At 71.4% G+C, this 5,155-nt stretch carries 5 protein-coding genes and 1 tRNA gene; 3 read left to right on the forward strand and 3 right to left on the reverse strand.

What is annotated here, in order from left to right; all coding sequences use genetic code 11:
* The 3 genes from ACFU5M_RS33390 to ACFU5M_RS33400 all read left to right on the forward strand — a co-directional run.
* Window positions 1-755: hypothetical protein (locus ACFU5M_RS33390; protein ID WP_379055426.1), on the forward strand; the 755-nt coding region annotated here is incomplete at its 5' end.
* A 25-nt stretch (window positions 756-780) separates the two neighbouring features.
* Complete coding sequence (locus ACFU5M_RS33395) at window positions 781-2,283, forward strand: bifunctional ADP-dependent NAD(P)H-hydrate dehydratase/NAD(P)H-hydrate epimerase (protein ID WP_379055428.1); 1,503 nt, start codon at window positions 781-783, stop codon at window positions 2,281-2,283.
* A 12-nt stretch (window positions 2,284-2,295) separates the two neighbouring features.
* Window positions 2,296-2,419 (forward strand) — tRNA-OTHER (locus ACFU5M_RS33400).
* 23 nt (window positions 2,420-2,442) lie between these two features.
* Here ACFU5M_RS33400 and ACFU5M_RS33405 read toward each other — a convergent pair.
* The 3 genes from ACFU5M_RS33405 to ACFU5M_RS33415 form a co-directional block, all read right to left on the reverse strand.
* On the reverse strand, window positions 2,443-2,796 hold the full coding sequence (locus ACFU5M_RS33405) for a hypothetical protein (RefSeq protein WP_379055430.1): 354 nt from the start codon (window positions 2,794-2,796) through the stop codon (window positions 2,443-2,445).
* A 621-nt stretch (window positions 2,797-3,417) separates the two neighbouring features.
* On the reverse strand, window positions 3,418-4,494 hold the full coding sequence (locus ACFU5M_RS33410; RefSeq protein ID WP_379055432.1) for a hypothetical protein: 1,077 nt from the start codon (window positions 4,492-4,494) through the stop codon (window positions 3,418-3,420).
* Window positions 4,495-4,539: 45 nt separating this feature from the next.
* The coding region (locus ACFU5M_RS33415; protein ID WP_379055434.1) for a tyrosine-type recombinase/integrase at window positions 4,540-5,155 on the reverse strand (616 nt) is incomplete at its 5' end.

Below are 5,155 nucleotides of genomic sequence, written 5' to 3' on the forward strand. Positions count from 1 at the left end.
GCCGCCGCGCCGCGCGCACACTCTCGGGTACGTGGCAGATCACGCGACAGTGGCTTCACCATCTGCCCGAAGGCGAACTCGCGTGGGTCGCCTCCGAACGCGCGCTCGCGACCGCCCGCGAAGCAGACGACCCGCACTTGCTCGCCCTCGGCGCATGGGCAATGAGCGCGAGTTACCGGCGCGCCGGTCAACAGCAAGAGGCAACCCGCATCTGCCTCGCTGCCGCCGGGGAGCTGCAACGCCGCCTCGAACGTGAGCACGACGACGTGCTACTCGCCGACGTCGGCATGTTGCATCTCGCCGCCGCGATATCGTCCGCGCAATCGGACGAGGCCGGCCGCGCGTGGAACCTGCACGCGGTCGCCGAGGACGCCGCCCGCGCGCTCGGCGCGAAGTACGACCCCTGGACCATGTTCGGCAAGGGCAACGTAGACATTCACGGGCTCGCCGTCGCCGCGGAACTCGGCGACGCCGACGCGGTCGTCGACCGCGCCTCGCGTCTGGACACAGACAACGTGCCTTCGGTGGAGCGCCGCGCCCGCGTGCTGATCGACGGTGCCCGCGCTCTCGCTCAGCGCCGCGAAGACGAGGCGGCGGTGCTGTCGCTGATCGACGCCGAGAAAATCAGTCGCGACGAGGTTCACCATTCCAACCTCGTGCGCGAGCTGGTGCGCGAGATCCTCTTGCGCGACCACGCCCGGGCCCGGCCGCACGTGCGCGCACTCGCCAAGCGTTGCGGTCTGCTGCTCGACTGAGCCGCGATCTGATGGAATGGCTCGCGTGACCTCCAGTTCGACCGCTTTCCGTGCCGCTGACGTACTCGCCGCAGTGGCAACCGAATTGGCCCGCCAAGGCCCCGACGACCGCCTGTTGCGCCGCGCCGCGGCGCACCTTGCGAGCGTCTGTACCGAGGTGCTGAACGACCGCGCCGGCGGCGTCTACGGCCGCCGCGTCGCACTACTCGTCGGCACCGGTAAGAACGGCGCCGACGCACTGCTCGCCGGGCCGCGGCTACGCCGCCGCGGCGCGGTCGTCGACGCGCTACTCGTCGCCGACACCGCCTACGAGCCCGGCGTCGCCGCACTGCTCGCCGGCGGCGGCCGCGTGATCACTCCGCGCGATCCGGACGCCGCCGCCGAGGCGCTCGCGCACGCCGACCTCGTCGTCGACGGCATCATCGGCGAGAGCAGCACGGGCCCGTTGCGCGGCCGCGCCGCCGAACTGGTCGCCGCCATCCCGACCGCCGCACCCGTCGTCGCCGTCGACCTTCCCTCCGGTGTCGCCCCGGACACCGGCGAAATCAGCGGCCCGCATGTGCGCGCCGACGTCACCGTGACGTTTTCCGCGGCGAAACCCTGTACCTTGCTTCCGCCCGGGTGCCACGCCGCCGGGCTCGTCCGCCTGGTCGACGTCGGGCTACCGCCACTGGACGTCGACCCCGCGGTGCGCCGCCTCGGCGACGCCGAGATCGCCGACCGCTGGCCCGTACCCGCGACCGCGGCACACAAGTACACCCGGGGCGTGCTCGGTGTCGTGGCCGGATCCAACGCCTACCCCGGCGCCGCGGTGCTCGCCGTGCTCGGCGCCGTCCAGTCCGGCGCCGCCGGAATCACGCGGTTCATCGGCCCGGCCGGGGTCACCGCGCACGTGCTGTCAGCCGTGCCCGAAGCGGTCCCGGGCATAGGGCAAGTGCAAGCGTGGCTGCTCGGGTCCGGCGTCGAGGCCGATTCGCAGCAGGACAAAGCCATCGCGGCCGCGCTCGACTCCGGGGCCCCGGTCGTCGTCGACGCCGGCGCGCTCGAGGCGTGCGTGCGCCGCCGCGCCACCGGCGACCGCCCGGCCGCGGCCGACCGCGTGCTACTCACCCCGCACGCCGGCGAAATGGCCCGCATCCTCGGATGGCTCGACCGCGACGTGCCGCGCGCCGAAATCGAAGCTCGCCCGCTGCACTACGGGCACGAGATCGCCCGGGCCCTCGACGTAACCGTGCTGGTGAAAGGCGCGGCAACGCTGATCGTGCGCCCGGACGGATTCGCCGCGAGCCAAGCCGAGGCGCCGCCATGGTTGGCGACCGCAGGCGCCGGCGACGTGCTCGCCGGTATCGCCGGTGCGCTCATGGCGGCCGGGCTCGACGCGTTCGACGCCGGCGAGATCGCCGCGAGCGTGCACGGTCGTGCGGCCGCGCTCGCCCACGAACGCCGCGGCGGCGGGCCGCTCACCGCGACCGCGGTCGCCGAGGCCACACCCGAAGCAATCGGACGGCTACTCGCCCCTGGCGGGTAACGTGAGCACGTTGCGTGAGCGTGCCAGAGCTGCCAAGCAGTGAAACAGGACAAATGGAACCGCCGAGACGATCGGGCTCGGGTAACGGTAGGTGATTCGCGTCTCACCTCGTGGGTTCGAATCCCACCCTCACGCATCACACCCGAGGCGATCGGGCGACTACTGGCCCGCTGATTCGCCCGGGGTGTCCAGCGCTTCGCCGAGCTGCGCACGTAACACGGTAAGCAGCGTGAAGGCCTCGTCGAGATGCCGCAACGCCTCCTGTCCGGCCGCGTCTCGTGCGCGTTGCGGCAAGGCGGCCCAATCACCGAGACCGGCCCACCGTTCGAGAGGCATTCCGACCGCGCTCACCGCGACCGCGGCACGCGCGAATTCGACCGCCAACGCGTGTCGTGTCGGCGCCGGGTAGTGGCGATGGCAGCGGCCGCAATAGCGCTGCCGGATGTCCTCGGGGTGATGCGACACCGCGCGGCACTCCGGGCATACGAACGTCGGCGGTGTACTGAGATTCATCGAGCGATACCCCTTCTCAATCCGTGCTATCGGCGTTTGCGCTTGCGACCCTTGCGTCGCGAGGGTGTGACGCGCTCGGAGTTTGTTGGCTCGCCGATACACCCGCGCTCCCACCGTGGCCCGTGCCGTGACCAGCGGCACACACCGCGGCGCGCGGACCCCGACAGCGTGATCGTTCCGTCGCAGTGCGTACACCGCCCGCCGGCGAGCAGACGCCGCGCTAAGCCTTCGATCGCGGCGAGCGGGTCGCGCTGATCTTCGACAGTGATCCGGGCGCCCCGATACTGCGCGTGCGCGTACCAACCGGCCTCGGCGAGCGGCACGTCGTCGTGCAAGTACCCATACTCGAACGACGTTGCGCCGGTCCGCCCGATCAAATCGAGCGCCGCGAACAACGCGTCGTCGTCGAACCCGGCCGCCGCCGTCACGAGGCAGTCTCGACCCGGCGGGGGGGCGCCGCGGGGCGACTGTGCCGCGCCGGTCGCAGGGACGCAGACCGCGGCCGCGCCCCGGCTGCTCTGTGGCGGCCGCCGGGCTGCTCGGGCGCGGCCGGGTGTGCGGCGAGCAGCGCCGCGAGCAGCGCGACGAGGACGGCGACAGCGCAAACGATCCGGGCGGCGCTCATGGCTGCTCGATTCCCTTCGGGACGGTGGTGCGGGGGCGACCGGTCGGCGGCCGCCCGGCGGCGTCGAGCGCCTTGCGGGTGTCGGCGAGGTCGCGGCGAGCGTCGGCGAGTTCGTCGCGCAGCGCGGAAAGCTGGGCGCCGTGCTGCTCGCGTATCTCGCGCGCCGCGTCGTCGGCGGACCTGCGCGCCTCGCTCATCATCGCATCGTGGCGGGCGTGTACCTCGTCGAGGCGGCGAATCTGCGCAGTGTGTATCGCAGTCATCTCGGCGCGTACCTGGGCGACCTCGGCGGCGGCGTTGTCGGCCGCGCGCCCGGCGGCGTCGCGCTGTTCTTCCGCGCGGATTCGGGCGGCGCGTTCGTCGTCGAGGCGTTGCGTCATCTCCGCGAGCTGACGCGCGGTCTCGCCGCGTAGCTGCTCGAGCTGGCGCGCCGCCTCGGCGCGCACCTCGTCGACCTCGCGGCGCGCGGCCGCGACCTGGCGCGCGCAATCCTCTTGCGCCCGGGTGAGCCGGGTTTCGGCCGCCTCGCGCAGCTCGTTTGCCTCGTCGGCGGCCGCGACAGCGATTACGCGGTCGCTGATGGCATGGTCGCGTTGGCTGCGCGCGACCCGTGCGTCGTGGTCCGCCTGGTTGGCTGCGGTCGTGGCGAGCGCGACGCGCTGCTCGGCGTCGAGCTGGGCTTGCTCGACCTCATACGCGAGCGCGTGCGGGTCGCTGATCACCTCGGCGAGGCTGTGCGCATCCTGCCACCCGGCGAGGAACTCGTCGCGGGCGTTGCCGAGCTGCTCGACGAGGGCGGCGAGGCGCCCGACGCCGTCGCTGATCGGCCGCGCAGTGGCATCCGCGTTCTGCTGCTCACGTTCCGCGGCCGCGGCCGCGGCCTTGGCGAGTTTCTGACGCGCTCGGTGCGCGCGTAACGCAGTGTGTTCGGGGTCGTCGCAGAACATCGGCGGCGGGCCCTTCGGCGAACGCCGCGGGACCACGTTGCGGCCGCACATCTTGTCGGCGCCGGCCGGGTACTGGCACGTACCCGCCGCGGGCTGCTCGGTCGGGTCGGCTACTGCTCTCAACATCCCGTAATCCATTTCATTTCATTGCATTTCATGTCGCCCGGGTTGCTATGCCGGTTTCGATCGGTCCTCGGCGCCTTCGGGAGGCGGCGGTTTCTGGCGTTCGCGGCGCTTCGCCGAGACGTTGCAGGCGAACGGGTCGAAACTGTCCATTGCATCGGTTCGCCGGTAGTCGGAAACCTTGGTGTACACCTGTGTCGTGCCCAGCGACGCATGTCGCATGAGTTCCTGAACGACGCGAACGTCGACGTTGCTGTCGAGAAGTCCGGTACCGAACGAGTGGCGTAGCCGGTGTGCCCACCCGCGGATGCCGGCGCGCTTGCATACCTTCCGGATCATGTCGGTAACGCTGCCGGGTAGAACGTGCTCGCCCGGTCGCGTGGCGTTGGCCGGAAACCACCAACCCGACCGCGGCATCTCAAGGGCGACTTCGTACACGAGATCGTGCAGCGGCAGTGTCGCGGTAACGCCGCCCTTACCCGTGACCGTGACCGTACGGGCGACCAGGTCGAAGTCTTCGCCGCGCACCTTGGCGACCTCGTGCACGCGGAAGCCCTGACACAAGGCGAGTCGCACCATAACCCGGGTTCGAAAGTGCATGTTGGTCGCTTCGATCCGGCGCAGTTCGGCAGGGGTGAACGGCTTCGGTACACCCCGCGGCCGC

Source organism: Nocardia sp. NPDC057455, assembly GCF_042802775.1.
GTDB lineage: Bacteria > Actinomycetota > Actinomycetes > Mycobacteriales > Mycobacteriaceae > Nocardia.

Coding starts and splice junctions, on each gene's coding strand:
- ACFU5M_RS33405 (WP_379055430.1), bottom strand. CDS start 2,796: ATGAATCTCAGTACACCGCCGACGTTCGTATGCCCGGAGTGCCGCGCG.
- ACFU5M_RS33410 (WP_379055432.1), bottom strand. CDS start 4,494: ATGTTGAGAGCAGTAGCCGACCCGACCGAGCAGCCCGCGGCGGGTACG.